The sequence below is a fragment of the Kitasatospora arboriphila genome, assembly GCF_039528095.1.
Taxonomy (GTDB): Bacteria; Actinomycetota; Actinomycetes; order Streptomycetales; family Streptomycetaceae; genus Kitasatospora; species Kitasatospora arboriphila.
Map to the genome: position 1 here is coordinate 25,663 of NZ_BAAALD010000058.1, position 24,270 is coordinate 49,932.

Genomic DNA, 24,270 nt, shown 5'->3' on the forward strand with positions numbered 1-24,270 from the left:
GGCCGATCGGGCCCGCCGGACGGAATCCACCAGAAAAGGAACCAGATGGGGCTGCAGCCGCACGATGCGGACGACGACGTCCACTTCGCACTCCTCGGGCCGTTCGAGGTCACGCGCGGCGGCACCTCGGTACCCCTCCAGGCCAGGCGGAGCCGGCTCCTGCTCGCCGCCCTCGCCTGCCGGCCGCGGGAGATCGTCAGCGTCGAGCACCTCAGCGAGGTGGTCTGGGCCGAGGACCCGCCGACCACCGTCCGCACCCAGATCCAGATCTGCATCTCCACCCTGCGCAAGACCCTCGGCGTCATCGGGATGAGCGAGGCCCTCGTCACCCACCCCGTGGGCTACGCCCTGATGCTCGCCCCGGGCCGCCGGGACGTCGACCGCTTCACCGAACTCGTCCGCGGCGCACGCTCCGCCAGCGACGCCGGGGACCTCGAGACCTCGGTGCGCACCTACCGCGAGGCGCTCGCCCTGTGGCGCGGGCCCGCGCTCGGCGGCGTGGACAGCGACGTCCTGCAGCGCCGGGCGGTCGCCCTCGACGAGGAACGGCTCACCGTCCTGGAGGAGTACTTCGACCTGGAACTGCTGCGCGGCCGCGACCGGGGACTGATCCAGGAACTCGCCGACCGGATCGCCGAACACCCGCTGCGCGAGAAGCTCCGCGGCCAGCTGATGCTCGCCCTGCACCGCGCCGGACGGCGCTCCGACGCCCTCCAGATCTACCGCGAGGGCCGCCGGCTGCTGGTGCGGGAACTCGGCATCGAACCCTCCGACGAACTGCGCCGCCTCGAACAGGAGATACTCCGCGACGCACCCGAGCTGAACCCCGGCTACGGCAAGCCCGAAGGACCCGCCGCCCCGCGCCAACTCCCCAGACAGTCCCGCTACTTCATCGGCCGCGAGGAGACCGTCCGCCGGCTGACCGCGGTCCTGGCGGACCCGCGCGGGCCCGAGGACCACCCCTACCGGGCCGTCAACCTGTACGGCCCCGGCGGGACGGGCAAGACCGCCCTCGCCGTCCACGTCGCCCACGCCCTCCAGGACCGCTTCGGCGACGGACAGCTCTACTACGACCTGCACGGCAGCAACACCGTCACCGCGGCGCCGGTCCGGGTCCTCGACCACTTCCTGCGGGCGCTCGGCGTCCCGCCCGGCGACATCCCCGACGAACTCGACGAGCGGGCCGCGATGTTCCGCAGCCTGGTCGCCGAGAAGAAGATCCTGGTCATCCTCGACGACGCCGCCGAGGAGCACCAGATCAGCCCGTTGCTGCCCGGCGGCCGGGACTGCGGCGTCGTCGTCACCAGCCGCCGCCCGCAGACCGGCCTCCCCGAACTGGAGTCCGTCCACCTGGACGTGCTGACCCAGACCGAGGCCGTCGAACTCCTCGGCCGGATCGTCGGCGACCGGCGGGTCTCCCAGGAACCCCTGGCCAGCGCCCAGTTGGTCCGCGAGATCGACCGGCTGCCGCTCGCCCTGGGCATCGTCGGCGCCCGCCTCGCCGCCTCGCCGCACCGGACGATCTCCTCCATGGCCCACCGCATCCACGACGAGCGCCGACGGCTCGACGAACTCGCCCACGGCAACCGGGCCGTCCGCAGCACCATCTCCTCGACCTTCGACACGCTCAAGCCCGACCTGCGCGACCTCCTGTGCGACCTCAGCCTGTTCGGCGCGGAGGCCTTACCCGGCTGGATGGCCGGCGCGATCCTCGGCGGCGACACCGAGGACGCCAACGACGTCATCGACGAGGCCGCCACCAGCCAGCTGCTCGTCGCCACCGACGCCGAACCGACCGACAACCCCCGCTACCGCTTCCACAGCCTCGTCCGCCTCTACCTCAGGGAGTCCGTCGACCGGCTCCCCGCCGAACAGCGCGCCCGCACCGTCCGCGCCGTCCTCGCGGGCTGGCTCGGCCTGATGGACCTCGCCCAGGCCCAGCTGTGGGGCGGCAACTACACCGTCGTCCGCGGCGGTTCCGCCCGCTGGCAGGCCCCGGAGGCCGTCGTCCGGCACGTCCTGACCGACCCGCTCGGCTGGCTGGACACCGAACGGCCCGGACTCCTCGCCGCCGTCGGCCTCGCCGCCGAACACGGCCTCGACGAGGAGTGCTGGGAGGCCGCCACCCAACTCGTCACCCTCTTCGAAGTGCGGCAGCACTACGCCGACTGGCAGGAGAGCCACGAGACGGCCCTGCAACTCGTCCGGCGGACGGGCAACGTCCGCGGCGAGGCGGCGGTGCGCTGCTCGCTCGGATCGCTCCACCTCTCGCAGCGGCAGGCCGGCCGGGCGCTTCCCCACCTGGAGAGATCGCTGGCACTCTTCGAGGAACTCGACGAGACCGGCGGAACCGCCCTGGCCAACCGCAACATCGCGCTGTGCCTGCACACCGTCGGCGACCTCGACGGCGCACTCCGGCGGTACGAACGGGCGGCCGAGCTCTTCCGGCTCGCCGGGGACCCGCTGGGCCGCGCCCACGTCCTGTCCAACATGGCGCCGATCCACGCCGCCGGCGGCGACCCCGGCCGGGCCGAAAAGGAACTGACCGAGGCACTGCGGATCTGCCAGTCGATCGGCAGCTCGCGGGTCGCCTCGATGAGCCTCCACCGCCTGGGGCAACTCTGCCTCGGCCAAAGGCGGTTGGACGACGCACTGCGCTGGTACCGGGAGGCCCTCGCCATCGTCCGCCGACAGGCCGACTCGCTGGGGGAGTGCATCGTCCAGCACGGCCTGGGCGACACCCACATGGCCAGGGGCGACCACGCGGAGGCCGCAGGCTGCCTGGAGGGCGCCCTCGTCACGGCCGAAGCGGCCGGACACCTGCACGCGGCCGCACAGGTACGGGTCAGCCTCGCCGAGGTGTGCATCGCCCAGGGCCTGGACGGCCGCGCGAGGAACCTGCTGGAGGAGGCCCTGCGCGTGCTGGAGGACCACGACCACCAAGCCGCCCTCACCCGGGCCCGAACGGCCCTGGCACGGCTGGACGGGGTCAACCGCTAGGCCCTCCCGAGTCATTCCGTTGCCCGCTGTCGGGCCCCCGTGGGACGATCAAGGTCTGATGGACACCACAGAGCCGGCAGAAGCCTGCATCGAGGCCGCACGCACCGTCCTGGTCGCACCCTCGGAGCTGCAGGACAACGACGTCGTCAGGGACTTCTTCGGGTCCACCGTCACACCGGAGGAGCTCGCCTCCGGCGCGCCCGACCTCGCGGGGAGGACGGTCTACCTGTGCGGTGACGTCTCCGGGACCAGCAGGCACCACCTGCGGGCGGCGGCCCGGGTGTTCGTCGTCCGGGAGCTGTCGCACGGTCACCGCGAGGACGCCGACGAGCCGTGGACGGTCGTCGGCCTCGGCCGGGTCCCCGTGCGGGTGCACGGCGCGGGCGTGTACTACCCCCGCTTCTTCGACCCCGACGCCGACCACTTCGGACGGATCCGTGCGGAGCACGCCTTCCAGTCCCTGACGGAGTCCACCAAGCCCGGAACGGCCCACCGCAGCGGGATCTACCTGACGCCCGTCACCCGGGACGGCGAGGAGCTGCACTTCCGCCTGCTCCGCTGCTCCACGAACCTCTCGGGGCCGACCGAGGGCTTCCGCCCGACCGACACGGAGATCGTCGAGGCGCTCAACCGCGAGGCCGCCGCCGTCTTCCGGAACCAGGCTCCGCTCAACCACGTGCTCGCCCAGATCTACCACAACACCCCCGCCACGGACGGGCGCAAGCAGTCCAAGGCCAAGATCTCGGCCCACGCCGACAAGACCAAGGACATGCCCGTCAACGGCATCATGGCCTTCTGCACCTTCTACGACCGGCTCGACGGGCTGCAGCCCTCGGCCGAGGACGCCTTCGACCGCGGCGTGAAGGGCGTCAGCGCGCTGACCAGGCTGCACTTCCGCCTCAAGGAGCCGACCGCAGGACACGACGGGGCCGCGCTCCCGGCGCAGTTCACCGTGACCCTCCACCCCGGCTCCGTGTTCTTCGTGCCGCTGTCCACCAACCGCCTGTACACGCACGAGATCCGGCCCTCGGCGCTGGACGCCGAGCTGCTCCCGACCCGACTGGGCTACGTGGTGCGCTGCTCGAAGGCCGAGGCCGTCCACAAGGACGGCCGCACCTTCCTCAAGGCGGCCGGCGGCCCGGTGCGGCTGGGGCCGCCCACACCGGAGGGCATGGACGAGCTGCGCAGGCTGTACGCCGAGGAGAACAGGTCCTCGTCCTTCGTCGACTACGGCGACGAACTGCTCTTCAGTATGAACACGGGAGACTACGGTGCACCCCGGGCCTAGGATCGCGGACGAGATCGTCTCGTGCACCCTGCCGGCCGCGGAGGACCTCTTCGCCGAGCTGGCCGCGTCGGCCCGCCTGGAGGACGTGGGGAGGGGCCGCCAGGGCGCCGTGCTCACCAGGGTCGACGAGGCGGGCGGCGTGCCCCTCGTGCGCACCACCACCCGGTACGGCAGCCCGGCGCAGCGCTTCCGGGCGGTGCACGAACGGCTGGCGCAGCGGATCCAGGACGGTGCGGCGCTCCCGGTCGGCTTCAACAACGCCCTCGTCGAGCGCTACACCGACGCCTACCGGACCATGGGCGCCCACTCCGACCAGGCCCTCGATCTGGCCGACGACTCGTTCATCGCCGTCTTCTCCTGCTACCTGCGTCCCGAAGCGGGCCCGTCCAGGAAGCTGATCTTCGAATCCAAGGAGCCGGATCTCGACGGGTTCGAGATCCCGCTCGCCCACAACGGCGTCGTCGCGTTCTCCGTCGCCTCGAACCGGCGGCTCCGGCACAGGATCGTGCTCGACACGACCGTCCCGGCGTCGGACAACCACTGGCTGGGCGTCACGTTCCGGACCTCGAAGACCTTCGTCCGCTTCCGCGACGATCAGGCCCACCTCCCGGACGGTGCACGCCTCGTGGCGGCCGACGACGAGCAGAGCCGCGAGTTCTACCGGCTGCGGCGCCGCGAGAACCACGAAGCGGACTTCACCTACCCCCTGCTGACGTACACCGTCAGCGAGAGCGACCTGATGCCGCCCGTCTGACCCCGACCGCGCCAGGGCTGCGAACCGGGTGTCAGGACTGCGGGCCCGGGCCCCAGGGGTTGTCGGCCACGACGTGGACGGGGTGGGTGGGGCCGGTCTGCGACTCCAGGGAGTCGGCGGCCGCGGTGAGGGCCACGGCGGCCAGCAGGCATGCGCACGCACGTACGAACATGAGCTTGGTCATCGCTGTCTCCCATGTGTCGGCGGGGCCGGGCCGGCGGGCGGTGGCGCCCTGCTCGGCGTTTCCTCGTGATGCTCACGCTAGGAAGGCCGCCCATTGCCACCGCATCGGTGCACTATCGCCTCCGCCGCCACCGCGATAGCGGCCGCGGCGGAGGCCGTCAGACCTGCGGCGACGCGCTACCGGCGGCCTCGCTCCACGGCCGCGGCGGTGTGACCCGGACGGTGCGCCCGTCCTCGAACCGGAAGTCGTAGGCGATCCTCCCCAGCGCCTCGTCGAGCACCGCGAACATCTCCCGGTGGGACGCCGCCTCTCCGCACACCATGTCGAGCTGGCAGGTCATCCCGCCGTCGAACAGCCACTGGCCGGGCTTGACGATCGGGCGGTAGGCGGTGATGCCCGGCACCGCCCGGGCCTCCCGGCCGCCCTCGACGCCGGTCAGCCGGCACCGCTCGGCGGGCCCGGCACCCCAGTACTGGAAGTGGACCCGGTCCATCGGCTCCGGTTCGGCCCAGTCGTCCTTGCCCGTGGCCCGCAGGCCGGCCAGCCGGATCAGGTCGACTCCCGCCGCCCGGCGGCTGATCTCGTTGACGAGCCCGCCGAGCCGGCCGTTGACCTCGATGATCCGCGGCCCCCGGGCGGTGAGCTTCACCTCGGTGTGGGTGACGCCGAAGTCCACGCCGAGCGCGCGCAGCGCCCGGGTGGTCAGGTCGGCCACCGCGGCCACGTCCTGCGGGGGCAGCGCCGAGGGCCAGAACTGGCCCTGCTCGCGGAACGGGGGAGCCATCGGGAACTTGCCCGAGACGGAGACGTGGGTGATCCGGTCCGGTGCGCAGAGGCTCTCGACCGACACGTAGTCCCCGTACGGCAGGCTGGGCCTGCCCTGCAGGTACTCCTCGACCATCATGCCGGCGGGGTGCCGTTCGGCGAGCCGGGCGAGGGTCTCCTCGTCCCGGACGAGGTGGGTGTCCCGGCTGCCGCCGCCGTACAGCGGTTTCACGATGGCCGGGAGCCCGACGGCGTCCAGGGCCGCGGCCCAGTCCTCCGGGCGGTGGACGGGGTGGTGGCGCACCGAGTCCACCCCGGCCTGCGCGAGCCGCCGGCGCTGCCGCTCCTTGTCGGTGAGCAGCAGCACGGTCTCCGGCCGGTGGCCCGGCAGCCCCAGGGCGGCGGCGATCCGGGCGGTGTCCCGCAGCATCGGCTCGCTGTAGGTGACGATGCCGTCGGGGCGCAGCGCCCGCACCCGGGCGACGTCCCGGTCGTCACCGGCGAGGTCGACGACGGTGCCCAACTGCTCCAGCAGCGGCCGGACCTGGACGGTGTGGTCGGTCCGCGGGACGAGGAAGGCGAGCGGGGTGTCCGCGGCCAGCGCCGTGGCGATCTCCGCCGCAGCGGCGGCCCCGTGGTCGTAGGCGATCACCAGCATGTCAGCCTCCGGGGAAGGTGCGCATGACGAACGGAAGGGAGTTGGCGACGCACAGCAGTGCGAAGGTGAAGGACTGGACGTACTCGTCGACGACCGGGGCCTTGACCAGCCCGGGGTCGAAGGCGACCAGCACGCCGCTGCCGAGGTCGGGCGAGCCGAGCAGCACGTCCACGCCGAGCGGGATGCCCGCCCCGCCGACGGACCACCAGGAGCCGACGGCGGTCTCCAGGTGCTCCAGTCGGTGGCGCGGACGGAACCGGGTGAAGCCGAAGGCGACGTCGAACGGCGCCCGGCGCAGCCGGCGTTCGATCTCCGCAGGCGGGAAGTGCCGGTGCGCCGCGGTGTTCCGCTCGGCGCTCCAGGCCCGCCTGGCCTGGTCGGCCCAGCTGCCGCCGGTGGTCCGCAGCCGCAGCGGAAGGGTTTTGGAGAAGCGTCCCACCAGGTGGTCGGACCCGGTGCCGGCGGGCCGGCAGTCCGTCACCAGGCCGGTGACGATGTCGCTGTCGCGTCCGGTCGCCTGCGCCAGCGACCAGACGTGCAGGGCGAGGAAGAGGCTCTTCGGCGGCACCCCCGCCTCCTCGGCGGCCGCGCGGATGCGGTCGACGGCCGGCCCGTCCAGCGGGATGAACCGTGCCTCGTCCGGGTCGGGGACGGCGTCGGCGGCACGCAGCGGCAGGAGCAGCGGCGGTGCGTTCGCCTCGGCGAGCCAGAACGCCGCGGAGGCCGGGTCCGCGTACTCGGGTACGGCCAGCCGCCGGTGCCCGTCCGGCGGGACGTCGGGCAACTCGGCGGGCAAACCGGTGAGTTCGGCCTCGTACAGGGCGACCAGCTCGGTCAGCAGGACCCACACGCTCCAGCGGTCCACGGCGGCGTGGTGGGCGGCCACCGAGACGCTGAAGGACGCCGGCTCACGGACGACGTGGCAGCGGAAGGCCGGCGGCCCGGCCGCGTCGGCGCCGGGGGCGAACCGCCGCCGCTGGAAGGCGCGGACGAGTGCGGCGCCGCCGCCGGTCTCGACCTCCAGCGGCGGGTCCGCCTCCGCCCGGACGAGCTGCAGCGGCACGGAGAACCCGGCCGCCGCGAACGAACTGCGCAGGGAGTCGTGGCGGGCGGTCACCGTGCGCAGTGCGGTACGGAACCGCTCCTCGTCGAACGGCGCCTCGACGTGCACGCCGACCACGTCCCGGCCCGGCCCCCGGCGGTCGGCCAGCAGCGCCGACTGCTCCGCGGAGGCCGGGAAGGCGTCGGCGAGCCCGGCCGGCAGCCGTGCCCGGTCCGCCGCGGACAGGACGTCGAACGGCCGTGCCACCTGCCGGAGTTGCCGCGCGATCAGGGCGCACGCCGCCGCGGCCTGCTCGTGGAGGACGAAGTGGCCGCCCGGCAGGAGTTCGACGCGGCAGTCGCCGTCCGTGCGGTGGCGCCACGCGGCCAGCGCCGTGGCGGTCACCGCCGGGTCGCGGTCGCCGCCGATGGCCAGGACGGGGACGGTCAGCCGGCCCTGGCCCGGCCGGTACCGGCGCATCAGGCGCAGGTCGTTGCGGAGGACGTCCAGCAGGTGGGCCCTGGTCTCCGGGTCCGCGGTCGGGCCGGGGGCCGTCCGGCCGAGCCCGGCGAGCCCCGTGAGCAGCCGGGCGTCGCCGAGGTCGCCGGTCGGCATGGCGTCCGGCCCAAGGTCGCCGCCGCAGGAGGAGACGACCAGCAGCCGGGGCGCCGGGGCCCCGCGGCGTTCCAGCCAGGCGGTCAGCTCGGCGGCGAGCAGCGCGCCCATGCCGTGCCCGGCGAGCGCGAACGGCTCGTCCAGCAGCGGCCGCAGGGCCGTGCCCAGCAGGTCCACCAGGTGCGGCACGTCGTCGCAGAGGGGCAGCCGGGCGAGGGTCTCCCGGCCGGGGAGCTGGACGGGCTGCAGGCCGAGTTCCGGGGGTGCGCCCCGGGCGATGCCCCGGTAGGCGGACGCGCAGCCGCCGGCGTGGGGCAGGCAGAAGACCGGGAGGCCCGTGCCGCGTCCGGCCCACAACGGCAACAGTTCGTCTACCCTCATGCCCGGTCCCCTCCTGGCGTGCCCGCGATGGACTCTCCCGTCATGATTGGGCATCGCCGTCGGGCCGGTAATGGGCACGGCGTCGGGTCTTTCGGGCCGTCCCCTCCCTACGGGGGAGCCGGACGGGCGTCCCGGCACGCCGAGAGGGCGGGGGGGCCCCCCGCCCTCTCCGTCAGGACGCTGCGTGCGGGCGGCCGCTCAGGGGCGGTTCGCGGCGCACCGCTCGGGTGCGGTGTCCGCGAGGTACTCGTGCTTGACCAGGTTGGCGACGTTGTACGTCTCGGAGTCGGCGAAGTCGGCCGGCTTGAGGGCCGGGTCCAGCCACTCCTGGACGCCGAAGCCGGGCTGGGCGAAGCCGGCCGCGATGTGGCCCGCCTGCACGTCGAAGTCGCGGTTCACCACGTAGCAGTGGTAGCCGTTGCCCGCGCCGTTGAGCGAGTCCGGCGGCAGGGCGCGCTCGGCGTACGGCGTCCCGCCGGTCGCCAGGTACTTGCCGGTGTCGGCCCCGAAGCGGTCCAGCAGACCGCCCGGCGCCATCGTCCGCCGGTGCATGTCGAGGACGCCGTTCAGCTCCGCGAAGCCCCGGTTGCCGGGGTACTTCCACTGGTCGCCGACGCGGTACCAGTCGAGGAACTGGGTCGGCTGCAGGCCGCCGAGCCGGTGGTAGCCCTTCAGCAGTGCCGCCACCGGCCCCGTCGTCGGCAGGACGGCCGGACCGAGTTCGGGGCGGCCGCAGTAGTGGACGGCCGGGTCGTCGGGCGGGAGGAGGTCGGGACAGTCCGCGGGCAGCTGACGGGCCGCCGCACGGGCCGGCGCGGCGGCCGCGGCCTCCCCGGCGCCGGCGACGAGCGTCAGCGGCAGCGCGGCCGCCATGGACAACGAGACGAGCGTGAGAGAGCGCACGGGCAGCTCCAAGGGGACCGGGTCAACGGGCGGCACGGGTGCCCGGAGGCACGGCGCCCGACAGCACCGTCATTGCACACGCAACCCCCTCCGCGCGCGAAGAACCCCGGCGGCGGCCGGTCGGAGAACACACGTGCGGGCTAATCGATCTGACGGTAGACCAGGGCCGGCGGCCGCCGGGGCCGGGGCCGTGGGCTCAGTCCAGCTCCGGGTAGTAGCCCCGCTGGTAGTCCGACAGCTGGGAGGCGGCCAGCTCGCCCCCGCCACGGCAGATCGGGCAGACGCGTTCGGTGCGGCACACCCGGCAGCGGGTCCGTCCGCGGGGTTCGGAGGGCACCCACCCCCGGCCGCCGCATCCGGGGCACCACCCGAGGCCGTCGCACTCGTAGCAGAGCAGGTATCCGGGTGTGAGGGTGTCCGGTGTGCGCACCGGCTCCGGCTGCCGGAAGGGCTCCGCCGGGCCGAACGCCAGCGCCGGCGTCCGGCCGCCGAACATCACGGCGGACGTGTGGTCGCCCGTCCGGACGCGGATGCGGATGCCGTCGCGGTGGGCGAGGACCATGCTGCAGCGCTGCCCGTCGTCGTCCTCCTCCGAGGCCGTGACGTCCCAGCCGGCCGAGCCGAGGAGGGCGGCCGCGCGGGAGGCGGTCCCGGCGGCGGTCACGGCCGCGGGACGTTCGCCGCGGAACACGGCGGCGTAGTGGTGGCGCAGCGGCTCGTGCCGGTCGGCGACCGACGGTGCGTCGAGGAACAGCAGGCCGAGGTCGGCGCCGGGGGCCAGGTCGGTGATCAGCACGACCAGTTGCTCCCGCAACGACCGGCCCAGCCGGTCCAGTTCGGCACGTGCGTCCGCGGTCTCGTCCATGACAGCCCCCCGGTCCCGGAACGTACCACAGGGCCGGGCGCCCGGGCCGGGCCTCCGCCGCCGCTGCCGTCCCCGCTCCCGCCACGGTCGTGCGGGCTCCCGTCCGACCGGATGAAAACCGGGGCGGGGCCGCCCGCGGTCTAGCTTGGCCGCGGATGCGCGTCGCGGCGTCCTCGCCCGACGGAACCCGGGGGAGGAACGGAACACGCATGTCCCTTCGCACCGGCCGACGCGGAACCGTCCTGCCGGCCGCCGCCCTGACCGCCACCGCCGCCGGGATCAGCTGGGCCTCGATCCCGGACGGCTCCGGCCGGATCCACGCCTGCTACCAGAGGTCCACCGGCCTGGTCCGGGTGATCGACAGTCCGTCCCAGCAGTGCCGCGGCGGCGAGAGCCCGCTGAACTGGAGCCAGGGCGGCCCGTCCGCCGTCCTTGCCCTGACAGCCTGCCGATTCCCCGGCCGGGCTCGTAGCACCACGGTCCGGACCGAGGCCGGCCCATCCGATCTCTACAAACCGAGTCGCCTCCCTGAGCGGCGTCCGGTCTCTCCCGCGCGAGCAATGTGACCGTCGCCGTGTGGTGTGCGATGTGGTGACGGGCAAGCGAACCCCGGCTCTGCCCCGGTCGGATGTGCCGTGGCCCGAGGAGACCTCACCGAGGCGCTCCGTCTTCTCCGAACACCAATGGAGTTGGCCGAAGTCGAATACGGCGGTCACCGGTGCGTGGTCGGACCAGCGCTCGCCGTGGGAGGCGGCCCGCTCGACGTACGCGTCGGCGCACTGGCGGCGAGGCCCGGGCTGGCCGTCAGGGTAGTCGATGCGCCAGCGGAACGAACCGCTTTCCGAGCAGGTGTACCCGTTCGAGCGTGTGCGACCCGGTACTGGTTCCGGATCCGGCAACTCGGCGCTCAGGCAGCGAAGTTGCAGAGGGCCACGAGTGCCGCATGCACCTCCCGTTCGATCTTTGCATAGTGCCCGGGCGGGCTGTCGTAGTCGGGGTGGAACCCGGACTCCTCCTCGTGCCCGGTCTCGATGGTGAAGGCGAAGACCGGTGCCCTGGTCGGGTCGTCGAACTGCCGGCGGAAGGCGTAGTCGTCGGTGGTGCCGGTGACCGGTCCGCCCAGCGGGTGGTACAGCGAGGCGCTCTGGCCGACGTCGTAGGTGGAGTGGGTGCGCTGGGGCTTCGCGGTGCTGACGGTCGGGTCCACGCCGGCGCTGCGCAGGATGGCGTCGCGCATCTCACTTGCGATGGTGACGAGGGTCTTGCGCACGAAGTGCGGCGGGGCGTTGCTGACGAACTCCTGGTAGTCGGGGCGGTCCGGCGGCAGGCCGGGGCTGCCCGGGCGGAGGCCGTCCCGCTTGCTCGTCCAGGTGGGGGAGGAGAAGTTCATGGACGGGTCGCTGCCGTTGTCCTCGATGCCCCAACAGAGCAGGACCTTGCGGCCGAACTGGTGGACGTCGACGAAGTACGTGGCCCTGGCGTCGTCGATGAGCCACTGCACGTTCGCGGTCTCCGGTTCGGAGGCCGCGGACGGTCCCCGGTAGGTCTCCGCCCTGCTGTCGGTGGAGGCGGGGCCGTCCTGGTAGAAGGACAGGTAGACCCCCATGTCGTAGTAGTCCTCGAACTTCCAGGCGATGTCGTGGTTGCGGTTGATGTCCACTCCGACCCTGGCCGGGTTGGGGTGGGGCCGCCGGTTCTTGCGCCAGCCGGCACCGATCGGGTCGGACGGCGGGTTCAGCTGGTCGAACAGCCGGCCGTCGGGATTGATCAGCGGTGCGACGTAGAGGTCGACGCCGTTCAGGATCCGCTCCACCTCGACCGCCGGGATGGTGAACGGAGGGTAGTTCACCGTCGGCCCGGCCGGTAGCGGCCGACAGGACCTCGCGGGGAAGACGATGTCGGTGCCGGTGGTGCGGCTCACCAGGAGATTCTGCGCGAAGTGGACCAGCGCGTCCGGCGGCGCGGACTCGCGTGCGTGAACGCCACCGGTCAGCACCACGGCCGGACGGCCGTTCTGCGGTGCGTTCGCGATGCGGATGAAGTGGATCTCCCGGTTCTCGACGCTGCGATGCGGGAACTCACCGAGCGTGCACAGGGCGGGGAACGTGGCCGCGAGGTCGGCGAGTGCCGCCTCGATCTGGGCCGGTGTCTGCGGCACGGTCGGTGTGGCGTAGGGCGGGGGCATCGTTCACACCTCCCCGCGCTCGGTGTACCCCTGGCCGATCACGGCCGACATCCGGGCGTGGTGCTCGTCGACGCCCTCCGAGGAGAGCACCACCGTCACCTGTGCACCCTGCGCGACCGCCGCCTCGACCGCCTGGTCGGACGCGTACGCCGCGACCTTGTACCGGTAGTCGGAACGGGCCTCCAGGCTCGAACGCACCAGGTGGAGCTCCGGAATGCCCTGCACGGCACGCAGGACCTCCTCGGAGCCTTCGATCTGAACCAGGCTCACGACACTCACCACCTTGCCGGCGGCCCCGCTCTGCGGATGCGGTGCGTGAGCGCGGGGCCGGGACTGCCCGCCGCGTCCGGCGGCGCCTCCGGGCCCGGCCGACCGGAGCGCCGGGTACACAGGGTCACCGCCGGCCCGCATCAGGCCGGGTGACGGACGGTGACAATTCCGGAACACCAGAGCCGGGGTTCCCGCCGTCGGGTGCGGGGAACCCACGCACTCCTTCAGCCTGGCACACCGGGCCCCGGACGCCAACCGCCGGCGGCCGCCGCCCGGCGGGGTTCAGCCGGGGTTCAGCGGGCGGACGGGCCGCCGCCCTCGACGCGAAGGTCCGGGCCGGTCCGGGGGACGGTCCTCGGAGCCGGGACCGCTTCGGCGGTGGAACCCGCGACGGCGCCCGCAGCCGTCCCCGGGTCGCACAGCGTCTTGACGATGAGCGAGCCGATCGCATCCCCGCTCGCCGAGTCGTCCTTGCCCACGTACGGGTTGGTCGACAGTGCGAACTGCCGCCGTCCGTCCCGGCTGCCGAGCAGCAGGGTGCTCCAGCCGGGGAGGCTGCCGTCGTGGCCCCAGGCCGCCTCGCAGCCCGGTCCCAGGTCGATCCGGACCACGCCGAGCCCGTACCGCGCGCCCTCGATCGTGGTCGGCACCGTGTCCGTCAGCGCGGCCGTCTCGGCCGGCCGCAGCAGCTTCCCGCCGAACAGTGCGGCGTGGAAGCGGTTGAGGTCGGAGGTGGTGGAGATGCCGTTGCCGGCCGCGTCCACGACGGTCGGGTCGAGCCGGGTGATGTCGGCCGGCCCCGCCGGCATGTCGAGGTACGCGCGGGCGTGCGGACCGCCGAGGCCGGTCTCGGAGCCGGGGAACGTCGTGTCGTCCAGGTGCAGGGGCCGGACGATCCGGCGCTCGACCTCGTGCTGCCAGGTGCGCCCGGTGATTTTCTGGACGATCATCCCGGCGAGAACGTAGTCGGTGTTGGAGTAGTGCCAGCCCTGCCCCGGCGTGAAGTACGGCGCGTGCTCGGCGGAGACCGCGGCCAACTGCTGCGGGCGGTAGTCGCGGTAACGCCACCCGCCGTACGCGAAATCCTGCAGGTCGGCCTCGTTCCTGACCAGGAACCGCTCGTCCTCCGTGAAGTTGAACAGGCCGCTGGTGTGGTTCAACAGTTGCCGCACGGTGATCGCTGCGCCGTTCGGGACGACCCCCGGCAGGTGCCGTTCGACCGGGTCGTCCAGTCCGAGCCGGCCCTCCCCGACCAGCTGGAGGACGACCGTCGACACGAAGGTCTTGGTCACGCTGCCGATCCGGAACCGGCCGTCCGCCCGGGCCGGCTGCCCGGTGGCCAGGTCGGCGGTCCCGGCGGCGCCCCGCCACTGGGGGCGGCCGGCGAACCGGATCTCCGCGAGCGCGGCGGTCGTCCCCCCGCGTTCCACGAGGTCCCGCAGCTCCTGCTGTCCGTCGACGCGGGGCCGTCGTTCCTCCGCGGACCCGGTTCCGGACACCGATGCGCCCGTCCCTCCCGCCGCCACCGCCGCTGTCGGGGCGAGCGTGACGGCGGTGGCACCGGCCAGGGCGACGGCAGCGAGCCGCGTCCCCAACCGGCCGCGCCGGTGCGGTGTTCGAGCCTGAACGATGGTCATGGTGCCCCCCTTCCGGCCCGGCCCCGGGCCGTCGGCACCACGGTCCCATCTGCCGCACCCCCTGCGCCTCGTCCTCCGGAGGGTCATCGACCGTGCGCCCCGAGGACCGGGCCGCCCGGTCGAACAGCGGGGGTGACGGTGAATCACATCGGCATCAAGGGGCTTGACTTGCCTCTTCCGTCCATGCTCGGCGCAGTTTCTTCAGGGGGCGGGCGAAGTCGAGCCGTCGGCGGCCGCGTGGACGGGCGAGTGGCCGAGCAGGTGAACTGTCGTCAGACGGTCAAACCGCCAGCGGGAATTCGCACCAGACGTTCTTTCCGCTGCCGAGCGGCTCCACGCCCCAGCTCCCGCTGAGGGCGTCCACCAGCAGCAGGCCGCGGCCGGAGGTGGCGGTCTCGCCGGGAGTCCGGCGGCGCGGCAGGACGCTGGAGCGGTCCTGGACCTCCAGGCGGATGCAGGGGGCGGTCCCGGCCCGTAGTTCGATGGTGAGCAGTGCGCCCCCGTCGGTGTGGACCAGGGCGTTGGTGATCAGTTCGTCCGCAGTGAGTTCGACGTCGGACGCGAAGTCGGTCGCACCCCACGCGGCCAGGGCCTGGCGGAGCATGGCACGGGTCTCCGCCAGCCCTTCCGGATCTGCCTGGTGGACGTGCTGGGTCATCTGCCGGGTGGCGCGGGCGCCGGGTCCGGCTGCGCGGTGCAGCAGCAGGAGCGCCACGTCGTCGCTGCTGCCGAGGCGGCTCGGGTCGCCGCCGCAGAGGTGGTCGGCAAGCGCCTCGGTGCCGAGCGGGCCGGCGCGCATGGCGGCGGCGAGCGCTTCGATGCCGTCGGCGATGTCCCGACCGGGGTGTTCGACCATGCCGTCGGTGCACAGGAGCATGGTGTCCGCGGGGTTGAGGTCGAGACGGGTCTCGGGGTAGCCGTCCTGGCCGAAGACCGTGGCCAGGCCGAGCGGCAGGCCACCGCGGACGCCGGCCCAGCCGGTACGGCCGGTGCTGTGCCGCACGAGTGGTTCGAGGTGGCCGGCCCGCACCATGCGCAGGGTTCCGGTCTCCAGGTCGGCGTCGACGTAGATGCACGTCGCGGACCGCTCGGTGTCGAGATCGGCGAGGAACCTGGACGCGCGGGCCATGACCGTGGCGGGAGTGTGCCCCTCGGTGGCGTAGGCCCGCAGAGCGATCCTCAACTGGCCCATGATGGCGGCCGCGTGGCTGTCATGTCCCTCCACGTCGCCGACCACGAGACCCACCCGCCGACCCGGCAGAGGGATGACGTCGTACCAGTCCCCGCCCACCTCGCGTCCGCTGCGGCCGGCGCGGTAGCGGACGGCCACCTCACCGCCGTTGATCTCGGGGATGCGGCGCGGCAGCATGGTGGTCTGGAGCGTGGTCGCGAATTCGCGTTCCTGGTCGAAGAGCATGGCGCGTTGCAGGGACTGCGCGACGGCGCTGCTGAGCGCGATGCAGATGTTGCGGTCCTCGGTGCTGAAGTGGTGCCTGCCCCGGTAGAACAGGCCCAGTGCGCCGATGGTGCGGGCCTGGGCGGCAAGGGGCAGGAAGGCCGCCGCCTCGATCCCCATCTCCTCGGCGTAGGGCAGCAGGCGGGGGTAGCGGGTGGTGAGCTCCTCGCGGGTGCCGACGAACCGCGCGCGCCGGGTGAGCACGGCCTCGGACAGCGGCAGCCCGTCCTCCAAGTGGGTCAGCGACAGGTCGTCCCGGGCCCTGAGCTCCGCGGACGGTTGCTCGGTCACGGCGACGAGGCGCATGACGTCCCCGTCCACCAGCCCGAGGGCCAGCCCGTCCGCCCCGAAGCGTCGCAGCCCTTCGCTGTCGGTCAGCACGTTGGTCACGTCGCGGACGGTGATGGCGCGGGCGAGGGCCTCGGTGGTGGCGCGCACGGAGTCGGTCTGGCGGCGCCGGTCAGCGGCGAGCGTACGCATCCCCTCGGCGTGGGCCAACTCCTCCTCGGCGTTGCGGACGATGCCGACGATGCGGTAGGGGTGCGCCTGCGGGTCGCGCAGGATGCGCCCCTGCGTGTGGGCCCAGCGCAGGGTTCCGTCGCGGCAGACCAGGCGGAAATAGGACGCGAAGGTCAGGTGCCCCTCCCGCAGCGCGAGGGACACGGCGTTGTCGAGCCGCTCGCTGTCCGTCGGCAGCACCCTGGCGGAGAGTGACGCGGGCACTCCGTCGAACTCGTCGGCCCGTAGGTCGAACACTTCCAGGCCGACGTCGTCGAGGTGGTAGGTGCCCTTGTCGAGGTCCCAGTCGAAGCTGCCCATGCCGTTGAGCGCCAGCCGGTCGTTGGCCGCAGTCGGCTCGGTGTCACCGGGGGAGCCCGACGACGGCGAAGGAGCGCGGGCGGACACGGGGAGGGTGATCTCGGGGTCGTGGCCGTCCGGAGACCTGGACGTGTTCGCCATGGCAGGGCTCCCGTCCGATCGATGGCCCGCTGCCGGATCATCCGCGACGGGCTTGCCATCGCCGTGCGGTCACGGAGAGCGGCGTACAGGTACGGCAACGAGGCGCATGAGTGCTCCGCCGCCGGCGCCGGTCCGTTCCTGGAACGCTTGGTCAGTCTATCCAGGGGGCGACGGCTCGGCATCGACGTGTGGGCCGTGGTTCAGGCCTCGTGCCGGTCCTCCAGGCGAAAGCCGGGCGGAGACGGCAACCGGCACGGGGCGGGCGGAGCAACGAGCACGGCATGCCGGTGATCGCTGAAACCTGGAGAACCCGTGGCTCGACGGGTGCCTGGCTCGCCCTGCGGCAACGGTCGGCGGGAGCGCCACTCTCCCCGGCACCACGGCGCAGGCCTCTCCGGGAGGCCGCGTGGTTGCTCGTCCGGTGCTGCTTGAGGGCGCCGGCCGGCTCTCGGGCGTCCGGTGTCGCCGTGACCACGTGCGTCGTCTCCTGGTCACGGCCGTGACAGGACGAGGGCCAAGGCGGTGAGCACCCCGGAGAGGGCTCCGGCGACGATCCGGCACAGCGGGCGGGCCAGTCCGCACCAGGCCCGCGCAGCGCCACCCGTCACCCGGTACCAGCTGGTGCCGAACGGCAGGGCGAGGAAGAACCACGACGGCGGTGCCAGCTCCCCGGGCCGTTGCGAGCCCTCGCGCGCCCATCGGCGGCACCGCTCCACGCCCCGGCCGGTCCAATCGGCGCACCGGTCGGCGCGCTCGGCCCACCGGTCGGAGGCGGTCAGGAACCCGGCCCGCCAGTCGTCGCGTCGCCGGAGGACCGCGGCGCCGGCCCGGCCCCGGTGGGGCACCGTGCCGCTCACCGTCCCTCCAGCCGCGTCGCCAGCCGCTCCGGGAGGAGGTCCCGGTTCGCCCGGGTCAGCCGGATCAGCTCGACGTCGGGACGGTGCTTGAGGACGTCGGTGAAGGGGCCGTGCTGTGCGTGCACGGTGGCGACCACGTCCACATCGGCCGCGAACACGGCCCGGACGGCGTCCCGGAACGGGGAGTACGCCAGTTCCATCCGCCCGAGTTCGTCGACGAGCACGAGCGTGCCGGGCTCCAGCGGCCTCGCGAGCGAGGGCACCGCGAGCCGTTCCATCACTCCGGTGTCGACGCCGTACCGTCCGACCTGCAAAGGCCCCGGCAAGCCGATCCGGGCGAGCACACCTCTGTGGCCCGTCAGCGTCTCCAACGCGAAACCGACCCGGGCGCCGCCCTCGCGGATCTCCTCCGTGGTGAAGCCGACGGCCTCCCGGGTGTGCAGCAGCGCCGCCAGCCGGCGGATCGCGGTCGTCTTCCCGCTGCCGGGGCGCCCCTCCAGCAGAATCCTCGTGGGCATCACGTGCTCGGATCGGTCGTCGGCGCTCAGGCCCTCCTACCAGCCTCCCACCCGGATGACGGGCAGGGTCCCCCGAGGGCGGGGCGTGGATCCGCTCGCGGGGGTGCGGGAGGGGGAAGGCCCCGGGAGGTCCTCCCGTCACGCCTCCTTCCCCCGTGCGGCACGGAGCGCCAGCATGCCGTTCGGCCCGGAACCCACGCGTACGCCGAAGCCGCGGCTGATCCGGTCCAGCGTGTCGCGCAGGTGCTGCGAGTCCTCGGAGGAGGCGCGCTCCAGCCGCATCCGGCGAGCCCGTGCGGGTGCCATCTGTACACCGACCAGCTCCCCGCTGTCGGGCTCCACCGCGACGAAGTACAGCAGCCGCAGGTCGTCCCGGTACTGTTCGTGGCCGGCGATGCCCTCGTAGTCGTCGATGAAGTCGCCGCACCCGTAGAGGATCAGCCGTCCGCGGTAGAGCTCGACGGGACGGGGATGGTGCGAGGAGTGCCCGTGCACCACGTCGACACCACCGTCGATCAGCGTGTGCGCGAAGCGCACCTGTTCCCGGGAGACCTGGTAGCCCCAGTTGGAACCCCAATGGACCGAGGCGACCACGGTGTCGCCCGGCCGCCTGACCCGCTGCACCCGGTCGACGACCTCGGCCGCGTCGGCGCTCGACGCCTCGGAGACGACGTGGACGCCGGCCCGCTGCTCGGACGCGGCCCAGCTCGACGGAATCCCGCTGGACGCGGTTCCGAAGGCGAAGACCAGCACTCGGCGGCCGCCGTCGGTTCCGACGATCGCGGGCCGTCGGGCCTCGTCCGCGTCCCGCCCCGCTCCCACCGTCCGCAACCGCGCGCCTGCCAGAGCGGCCAGCGTCTCCCGGAGCCCGGGGACACCGAAGTCCAGCACGTGGTTGTTGGCCAGTACGCAGACGTCGGGCCGGGCCGCGGCCAGACAGGGAATGTTCGCCGGATCCATCCGGTAGTGCACGTCCTTGCCCGGCGCGAAGTCGTCGCTCCGGGTGACGCTCGTCTCCAGGTTCAGCACCCGGACGTCGGGCGCGGCCCGGTCGAGCAGCGCCAGGGCCTCGCCCCAGGGCCACGAGAAGTCGACCGGGCGGGGGATCGGGCCGTTCACGGCCTCCGCCGACCCGACATAGTCCCGCGCATCCCGCACGTACGGCTCCCGCAGCCGCGGAGCACCCGGGTGCGGCAGGATCTGGTCGACACCGCGCCCGAGCATCACGTCCCCGCAGAGGAACAGCGTCACGACGTCGGCGTCCACGCTTCAACGCTAGGCCCTCTCCTTCCGGAGGAGAGGCCAAGCCAGGGCTTGTCTTCAAAGGACAGTGGGGTGGTCGATTCAGGTGCCCCACGCGCCCCTATGGCTGCCCGATCGCCTTTGAAGACACGCCGTGGGCCAACCGCGCCACCAGGCCCGGCAGATCGGCGACGGAGTCGAGGACGTGGTCGGGGGTTCCGTCGGCGTCGCGGAGCGTACGGCCCTGGAACTTCCCGGTCCTCACGAGGACGCCGCCGATGCCGCAGCGCTGGGCGGCGAGCACGTCGGACTCGATGTCGTCGCCCACCATCAGCGTCCGGTCCGCCTCGACTCCCAGCCGGGTCAGCGCCCCGGCGAAGAACGCGGCAGCGGGTTTGCCGACCACCTCGGCCCGCTGACCCGAGGCCTGCTCCAGGCCGGCCAGGAAGGCGCCGCCGTCGAGCTGCAGGCCACGGTCGGTGCGCCAGTACAGGTTGCGGTGCATGGCGACGAGACGGGCTCCCCGCTGGAGGTGGCCGAACGCGCGGTTGAGGGCGCGATAGCCGAATTCGGGTCCGGCACCGCCGACCAGGACGACGTCCACGTCCTCCCCCTCCGTGGCTTCGTCGTCCTCGGCCAGAGCCACCCCGGTCAGGTCCTCCCGGACGTCACCGCTGTTGAGCAGCATGCAGCGGGCGCCGGGATGGTGCTCCGCCAGGAAGGCCGCGGTGGCGCTGGGTGCAGTGAGGACGGACTCGGCCGAGACCGGGAATCCCGCACCGACGAGGGCCGTCGCGATCGAGGCCCTGGTGCGCGAGGTCGTGTTGGTGAGGAGCAGGAAGGGCAGCCCCGTATCTCGGAGCCGTTCCAGCGCCTCGACAGCGCCGGGAAGCGGCTTCCAGGACAGCGTGAGCACCCCGTCGATGTCGATCAGGGCCGCGCTGACGGTCGTCGTGGTGCGGTGCCGCATGGGCCGACCGTAGCGCCGACCCGGCCGTGCGGCACGTTCCGGTTCCCCGGACTACCGCCGGGCCCCGTTCGGGGGGAAGACTGGTGGCGTGAGTGGAGCACAGGGCGCAGCTCCCGGCGGCACCGGTCACCGGACCGTGCCGCACACCGGGGATCTGGCTGTCGAGGCATGGGCCCCGGAGCGGGAGGAGTGCGTCGCGGAGGCGGTCCGCGGGGCGGTCGGGGGCTTCGCGGAGATCCCGCCGGAGGCGGTGCGCACCGAGCGGGAGTACGAGCTGGCCGACGACACCGACGAGCGGCTGCTGGTCTCGGCGCTGGAGGAGATGATCTTCCGGGCGGAGACGGCCGGGGAGCTGCCGGCCCGGGTGTCGGTCCGGCGCACGGGGACGGCCGTGCGGATGCGGCTGGCCATGGTGGACAGTGCCCTGGTCGAGCAGGTCGGCGCGGTGCCGAAGGCGGTGTCCCTGCACGGACTGCGGATGACGAGGGAAGCGGCTGGGGGCTGGCGGTGCCACGTGACGTTGGACGTCTGACCGGCGCGCGGCCCGGGCACGCGGCGGACGAGCGCCACCACGGCACATGAGCGTGACGGGGCCGAGGAGGCATCGGCTGACATGGACGTCCGACTGGTGGAGGAGACCCCCTGGCGCTACCGGATCGAGCGCAGCGGCGTGATGAGGGTGCCGGGGGTGGTCTTCGCCCCGCACGGGCTGCTGCCGCTCGACGAGGGCGACCGCGCACTCGAACAGGTCGCGAACGTCGCCTCGTTGCCGGGTGTCGTCCGGGCCTCCTACGCGATGCCCGACATCCACTGGGGCTACGGCTTCCCGATCGGCGGGGTGGCGGCCACGGAGGTCGCGGCCGGCGGTGTGGTGTCTCCGGGAGGGGTCGGGTTCGACATCTCCTGCGGGGTCCGGCTGCTCACCAGCGAGCTCGACCGGGACACGGTGCGCGAGGTGCTGCCGGCGCTGATGGACCGGCTGGACCCGTTGATCCCACGCGGCCTCGGGCGGGGCTGCCTGTGGCGGCCCGCCGGGCGCCGGCAACTGGCCGACCTGCTGCGCGGCGGCGCACGCTACCTGGTGGACATGGGGCACGGGGTGCCGCGCGACCTCGACCGCTGCGAGGACGGCGGGGCGGTGGACGTCACGGACGTGACGCAGGTCGGCGACCGCGCGCTGGAACGCGGGGCGGGCCAGGTCGGGAGCCTGGGCTCGGCCAACCACTTCCTGGAGGTCCAGGCCGTCGACCGGATCTACGACGAGGCATGCGCCCGGGCTTTCGGTCTGCGCACCGATCAGGTCTGCGTGATGATCCACTGCGGCTCGCGCGGCCTGGGCCACCAGATCTGCACCGACCACGTCCGGCGGATGGAGGCCGTGATGCACCGCCGGGGGATCTCCGTCCCCGACCGGCAGCTGGCATGCGCCCCGGTGGACTCCCCGGAGGCCCGGGACTACCTGGGGGCGATGGCCGCCGCGGCCAACTACGCCCGCGCCAACCGCCACCTGCTGGCCGACGCCGCCCGAGCGGTGTTCCGGGAGCACACCGGCCACGGTCTGGACCTGCTCTACGACGTGTCGCACAACCTGGCCAAGCTGGAACGCCAGGAGGTGGACGGAGAGCGCCGACTGCTCTGCGTCCACCGCAAGGGTGCCACCCGGGCTCTGCCGCCGGGCCACCCGGACCTGCCGGCCGACCTCGCCGGGGCAGGGCAGCCGGTCTTCGTCCCCGGCACCATGGGCACGGCGTCCTACGTCCTGGCGGGGGTGCCGGGGAACGAGGCGTTCGACTCCTCCTGCCACGGTGCGGGCCGGGTCTGGAGCCGCCACCGCGCCCAGCGCGAGATCGACATCCGCCACCTGCGCGCCGAGCTGGTCGCGGCCGGCGTGTCGGCCCGCCCGACCTCGTGGCGCAGTGCGACGGAGGAGGCGCCGGAGGCCTACAAGGACGTCGACGCCGTCGTCACCGCCAGTGAGCGCAACGGGCTCAGCCGCATCGTCGCCCGGCTGGTCCCGCTCGGGGTGCTGAAGGGGTGACGGGCCGAAGGGCGCGCCGTACGCGGCCTCGACGACCGTCGCCGGTCGCGCGGACGGTGCCGCACGGGGACGGACACGACGACTCCTCGCGAAGAACGCCCGGCGGGCGCCGGGGACCCGGTCCGAGACGGACCGTCAGACTCCGTGGTCGTAGAACACGGTGACCGGGGCGTGGTCGGACCAGCGCTCGGCGTGGGCCGCGGCGCGTTCGACGGTGGCGTCGGTGGTGCGGGCGGCCAGGCCGGCGGAGGCGATGTGGTAATCGATGCGCCAGCGAAGAGACGCATCTTCGAAAAAGGTCCACCCGTTCGAGCGCAGCCTGTTCGAGGGTGCTCGCTGGCCTGGGCGGTAGGGGACCTCCTGTGAGCGTCATGACGGCTTCGGTGCCGGTTCGGGCGTGGTGGGTTCGCGTGTGTCGGACACGCACGGGGATGAGGGCAAGGTCTCGCATCTGGTGCAGGCCGAGTCGGCGACGCGGCATGCGCTGTCAAAGGAGTGGGAGGTTGTCGGGTCGTTCGAGGACCTGGACGTCTCGGCGGAGATCACGCCGTGGAAGCAGCCGGACCTGGGCCCGTGGCTCACCGAGCGGCAGGGTGAGCGGGACGCGTTGGTGTGGGCGAAGGTGGACCGGGCGTTCCGGTCGGCTAAGGACTGCGCGGACGTGGCGCACTGGGCGGAGGAGAACCACAAGGTCCTGGTGTTCACGGACGACGGGATCACGCTGGACTACCGGAAGGGCCGCGAGTCGTCGTTCGGGAACGAGCTGGCGAAGGTGTTCCTGATGCTGGCGTCGATCTTCGCGGAGATGGAGCTCAAGCGGATCAAGGCGATGGTCACGGCGGCGCACAAGCACCTGCGGAAGACGGACCGCTGGGCCGGCGGGCAGCCACCGTACGGGTACCGCATCGTGGACCGTCCCGGCGGCGGGCGCACCCTCGAACCGGACCCGGTCACCTCCGAGGCCGTCCGCTACATGGGCAAGCTGCTCCTGGAAGGGCAGAGCCAGTGGATGATCGCTACGGCTCTGGAAGCCGCAGGCTTCGACACCCAGGCCATGAAAGATCTCCGGGAGGAGAAACGCCGCAACCTGTTCGACTACCCCGGTGGCGACGACGAATATTCCGAAGCCCTCGAAACCCTCGTCGACGAACGCCGCCGCCTCGCCGCCCTCCCACAACGCCCCTCCGCCTGGGTCGAGGTCGAGACCGGACAGACCTTCGCCGACGCCTGGAGCCGTGCCGACCAGGAAAGGCGCCGCCAACTCCTTCTCGGTCTCAAGGCCCGCCTCTACATGACACCCACCATCGAAGGCTGGTACCTGCCCGCCGAACTCGAAGCACGAGTACGACAGACGAAGTGTGCTGAAAGCTCGGCGTCGGGCGCGTGATGCGCGGGACCGTCGGGACCCCCGACGAACTTGCGGGCGATGCCGGCGGCCTCGTCGCCGACGATGAACCGGCGGACCGCGCAGGCTCAGCTCCCAGCGCCAGCACGGGTCGCGGTCTTCGGGGTGCAATGCCGCCCGCTCCTCGGCGTACCGGACCTCGGCGGGCGGTCGCTGGAGCTCCTCCTCGGCGGTGGTCGTGGTCACGGGCGGCCTTTCCCCCGGGGGGCGGTGAGGTCGCGAGGGTTCACGGCGTGGTCAGCTCGGTCAGGTCGGCGATCACCTCGGAGGCGGTCAC

General features: G+C 73.1%; 19 protein-coding genes and 1 pseudogene. 6 read left to right on the forward strand and 14 right to left on the reverse strand.

Translation table 11 applies throughout. The features are described from left to right. The first annotated feature begins 45 nt into the window (after positions 1 to 45). The 3 genes from ABD353_RS25930 to ABD353_RS25940 are packed head-to-tail and all read left to right on the forward strand — an operon-like array spanning position 46 to position 5,042. Entirely contained in the window at positions 46 to 3,000 is a 2,955-nt protein-coding gene (locus tag ABD353_RS25930; protein WP_344626084.1) for an AfsR/SARP family transcriptional regulator, read from the forward strand. 58 nt (positions 3,001 to 3,058) lie between these two features. Then, the gene (locus ABD353_RS25935) at positions 3,059 to 4,288 is read left to right on the forward strand and encodes a hypothetical protein (RefSeq protein WP_344626085.1); all 1,230 of its coding nucleotides are present in this window, start codon (positions 3,059 to 3,061) and stop codon (positions 4,286 to 4,288) included. Continuing rightward, positions 4,272 to 5,042, forward strand: coding sequence for a hypothetical protein (locus tag ABD353_RS25940; protein ID WP_344626086.1), 771 nt, complete (start codon positions 4,272 to 4,274; stop codon positions 5,040 to 5,042). Before ABD353_RS25935 ends, ABD353_RS25940 begins: the two co-directional genes overlap by 17 nt. Positions 5,043 to 5,073: 31 nt before the next feature. On the opposite strand, the gene ABD353_RS25945 is transcribed toward ABD353_RS25940, so the two are convergent. The 14 genes and pseudogenes from ABD353_RS25945 to ABD353_RS26005 form a co-directional block, all read right to left on the reverse strand. Beyond that, the gene (locus tag ABD353_RS25945) at positions 5,074 to 5,226 is read right to left on the reverse strand and encodes a hypothetical protein (protein WP_344626087.1); all 153 of its coding nucleotides are present in this window, start codon (positions 5,224 to 5,226) and stop codon (positions 5,074 to 5,076) included. Between the two features lie 157 nt (positions 5,227 to 5,383). After that, positions 5,384 to 6,649, reverse strand: a complete 1,266-nt coding sequence (locus ABD353_RS25950) for an ATP-grasp domain-containing protein (protein WP_344626088.1) — start codon at positions 6,647 to 6,649, stop codon at positions 5,384 to 5,386. A 1-nt stretch (position 6,650) separates the two neighbouring features. Then, entirely contained in the window at positions 6,651 to 8,687 is a 2,037-nt protein-coding gene (locus ABD353_RS25955; RefSeq protein WP_344626089.1) for a thioesterase domain-containing protein, read from the reverse strand. A 198-nt stretch (positions 8,688 to 8,885) separates the two neighbouring features. Further along, a complete protein-coding gene (locus ABD353_RS25960) occupies positions 8,886 to 9,590 on the reverse strand; it encodes a TNT domain-containing protein (RefSeq protein ID WP_344626090.1) in 705 nt (234 codons plus the stop codon). A 196-nt stretch (positions 9,591 to 9,786) separates the two neighbouring features. Beyond that, the gene (locus tag ABD353_RS25965) at positions 9,787 to 10,455 is read right to left on the reverse strand and encodes a hypothetical protein (protein ID WP_344626091.1); all 669 of its coding nucleotides are present in this window, start codon (positions 10,453 to 10,455) and stop codon (positions 9,787 to 9,789) included. A gap of 698 nt (positions 10,456 to 11,153) precedes the next feature. Beyond that, positions 11,154 to 11,279 (reverse strand): annotated as a pseudogene (locus ABD353_RS40525) (exodeoxyribonuclease III); the annotation flags it as partial. A gap of 83 nt (positions 11,280 to 11,362) precedes the next feature. Next, on the reverse strand, positions 11,363 to 12,640 hold the full coding sequence (locus tag ABD353_RS25970; RefSeq protein WP_344626092.1) for a M14 family zinc carboxypeptidase: 1,278 nt from the start codon (positions 12,638 to 12,640) through the stop codon (positions 11,363 to 11,365). Positions 12,641 to 12,643: 3 nt separating this feature from the next. Further along, positions 12,644 to 12,910 (reverse strand): hypothetical protein, encoded by a 267-nt coding sequence (locus ABD353_RS25975; protein ID WP_344626093.1) that lies wholly within the window; start codon positions 12,908 to 12,910, stop codon positions 12,644 to 12,646. Positions 12,911 to 13,203: 293 nt separating this feature from the next. Further along, on the reverse strand, positions 13,204 to 14,547 hold the full coding sequence (locus ABD353_RS25980) for a serine hydrolase domain-containing protein (RefSeq protein ID WP_344626094.1): 1,344 nt from the start codon (positions 14,545 to 14,547) through the stop codon (positions 13,204 to 13,206). Between the two features lie 280 nt (positions 14,548 to 14,827). Further along, positions 14,828 to 16,963 carry a SpoIIE family protein phosphatase gene (locus tag ABD353_RS25985; RefSeq protein ID WP_344626095.1) on the reverse strand — a complete coding sequence of 712 codons (2,136 nt, stop codon included), beginning with the start codon at positions 16,961 to 16,963 and terminating at the stop codon, positions 14,828 to 14,830. A gap of 491 nt (positions 16,964 to 17,454) precedes the next feature. Next, complete coding sequence (locus ABD353_RS25990; protein WP_344626096.1) at positions 17,455 to 17,820, reverse strand: hypothetical protein; 366 nt, start codon at positions 17,818 to 17,820, stop codon at positions 17,455 to 17,457. Next, on the reverse strand, positions 17,817 to 18,338 hold the full coding sequence (locus ABD353_RS25995; protein ID WP_344626097.1) for a nucleoside-triphosphatase: 522 nt from the start codon (positions 18,336 to 18,338) through the stop codon (positions 17,817 to 17,819). Before ABD353_RS25995 ends, ABD353_RS25990 begins: the two co-directional genes overlap by 4 nt. Before the next feature lie 138 nt (positions 18,339 to 18,476). After that, positions 18,477 to 19,604, reverse strand: a complete 1,128-nt coding sequence (locus tag ABD353_RS26000; protein WP_344626098.1) for a CapA family protein — start codon at positions 19,602 to 19,604, stop codon at positions 18,477 to 18,479. Between the two features lie 97 nt (positions 19,605 to 19,701). Next, positions 19,702 to 20,550 carry an HAD-IIA family hydrolase gene (locus ABD353_RS26005; RefSeq protein ID WP_344626099.1) on the reverse strand — a complete coding sequence of 283 codons (849 nt, stop codon included), beginning with the start codon at positions 20,548 to 20,550 and terminating at the stop codon, positions 19,702 to 19,704. 88 nt (positions 20,551 to 20,638) lie between these two features. Here ABD353_RS26005 and ABD353_RS26010 point away from each other — a divergent pair, with 88 nt between their 5' ends. From ABD353_RS26010 to ABD353_RS26025, 3 genes are all read left to right on the forward strand, one after another. After that, positions 20,639 to 21,082: an archease gene (locus tag ABD353_RS26010; protein ID WP_344626100.1), complete on the forward strand. Its 444-nt coding sequence runs from the start codon at positions 20,639 to 20,641 to the stop codon at positions 21,080 to 21,082. An 81-nt stretch (positions 21,083 to 21,163) separates the two neighbouring features. Continuing rightward, a complete protein-coding gene (locus tag ABD353_RS26015; protein WP_344626101.1) occupies positions 21,164 to 22,588 on the forward strand; it encodes an RtcB family protein in 1,425 nt (474 codons plus the stop codon). Between the two features lie 412 nt (positions 22,589 to 23,000). Further along, positions 23,001 to 23,975 carry a recombinase family protein gene (locus tag ABD353_RS26025; protein WP_344626102.1) on the forward strand — a complete coding sequence of 325 codons (975 nt, stop codon included), beginning with the start codon at positions 23,001 to 23,003 and terminating at the stop codon, positions 23,973 to 23,975. Positions 23,976 to 24,270: the final 295 nt, after the last annotated feature.